This window comes from uncultured Sunxiuqinia sp., assembly GCF_963974515.1.
Lineage (GTDB): Bacteria > Bacteroidota > Bacteroidia > Bacteroidales > Prolixibacteraceae > Sunxiuqinia.
In genome coordinates this window covers 1-1,885 of record NZ_CAXBDD010000224.1, presented here as the reverse complement: position 1 = coordinate 1,885, position 1,885 = coordinate 1, and the positions used below count along the sequence as shown (strand labels likewise).

The 1,885-nt window shown below is 43.5% G+C and carries 2 protein-coding genes; both read right to left on the bottom strand.

The genetic code is table 11. The features are described 5' to 3' along the window. The coding region (locus AAC033_RS19120; protein WP_339741189.1) for a multiheme c-type cytochrome at positions 1 to 943 on the bottom strand (943 nt) is incomplete at its 3' end. A 48-nt stretch (positions 944 to 991) separates the two neighbouring features. After that, positions 992 to 1,885: sulfatase-like hydrolase/transferase (locus AAC033_RS19115; RefSeq protein WP_339741186.1), on the bottom strand; the 894-nt coding region annotated here is incomplete at its 5' end.

Here is a 1,885-nt window from a genome sequence, read left to right as displayed (position 1 = left end):
GATTCATATACCAGCTGGTCATCGTATAGTTTTCTCCCAGGTCGCGTCCGTCGGGATAAAAGTCACTGCTCTCCAAAGTGATCAAATCAAAATTGTCAAAGAAACGATCTCCCGGGAAATACGAAGCGGTAATCGGGGTCATTTTGGCATGACATCCGGCACAGCTGGCATTGTGCTGCTCCGGAGTGAATTCACTGGTTACAACCAAATGCATCGAATCCAGCTTGATGCCCTTTTCCTCGGCCAGCCTTGCGGCCCTGATATGTTCCTGTGCCGGCCCGTGACAAGTTTCGCAGTTAATCCCGGCCTCCTTCCAGTGCGTTTGATACGTGTTGGTGGCCAGGTCAAAGTTATTCTCCAACTGGCTGACATGACAGGAATAGCAAGAGGTATTAAACGTGTATTGCATGTCTCGCCAGCTTAGGGCCTGGTCTTCCTCTTCCACCCCATTCATATTCGGGAAGTGACGAACGGCAGATTCCGGGTTATTGTACCACTGCCGGGTATGCACATCATAGGCCAGTGGAAGCGTTTGAAGTCGGCCCCCTTCCCAAGCGGTCAGAAAATAATAGACATTTTTACCTCCCAGGGCCCATAACACCTCGTAATCCTTTTGGACATCATCCTTGATTTCGCGAATGTATAAGTTGGTGTCTTTCTGAACAGCCTGGTAGGCTGCTCCCTCCATCGCAATTGCTGGCTGCCCAAGGGTAATTGCGGTGTGAATGAATTCAGCGGTGATCGGCTGCATGGCCTTACCATGATGAGATGGCGACCAAAGTTGGTAGAACCGCTCATGACACTCGATGCAACTGGCTGATCCGGAGTAGTTGTCATCTCCTGAAAGCGCTTTGTTTTCCGGCGTTTTATTCACGCAGGAAACAAAAAATAATAGTGAAAGGATCACCAGTAAATACAAACGTCTTTGATTATCTAATTTCATCCTTTTTAATAGCTTTTCGATTTCGACCACCTTGAAGACCCCAGATTATTAGATCAATTTTCGTTCCTTTACTCCCTGATAATGTTTCGAATTATTCTTTTTCAACCATTCCAAAAGGCAACTGCGAAGATCTTCAACTTTTTCGAAATAATCTACCCTATCCGGATTTTTCCCAATTAAATTTTTCATTTCACGTGGATCACTATTCAAATCATACATGGCATTAATAACCTTGGACTCTTTTGAATAAGGAATAATCAGTTTCCAACCATCTTTTACAATCATATAATTTGATTCAGAATCACCGCGATAATCCCATTCGGTAACAACATATTCGCCATGTTTTGTATCTTGCCCTTCAATTAAATCCCGAAGACTTGTGCCATCTGATTTGTAGTCTCCCACTTCCAGATAATCCAAAATAGTTGGAAATAAATCAATATTTGAAACGTAGCCATCCACCTGTCTGTTACTCTGTATTTCACCCGGAAATCGGATTATCAAAGGAACATGCGCCGATTCTTCATAAAATACGTTCTTTTCACGCAATCCATGTGCCCCCAACATTTCACCATGGTCGCTGGTGAAGATTACAAGCGTATTGTCTGTTAAACCATTCTGATCCAAGGCTTCCAGAATTCTTCCTACCCAATCATCAATTTCGCGTACCAATCCATAATAATTGGAAATCATGTATTTAATTTTTTCGGGGTCCGAATATTCAGGATTTTCCAATCGTCCGTTTGCTCTCCGATAGGGTGAGTTCTCCATATCATCGGAAATACTTGCAGGAGGCGTCATTTCAGATGCAGGATACATACTGTAATAAGGCTCTGTTGGTAACATTGGTGCGTGGGGAAAATGAAACGAACAAGTAATACTAAATGGCACATTTTTAAGTCGTTCAATGGCTTCGATGGTTTGTTTGGCCTGAAACGCGGT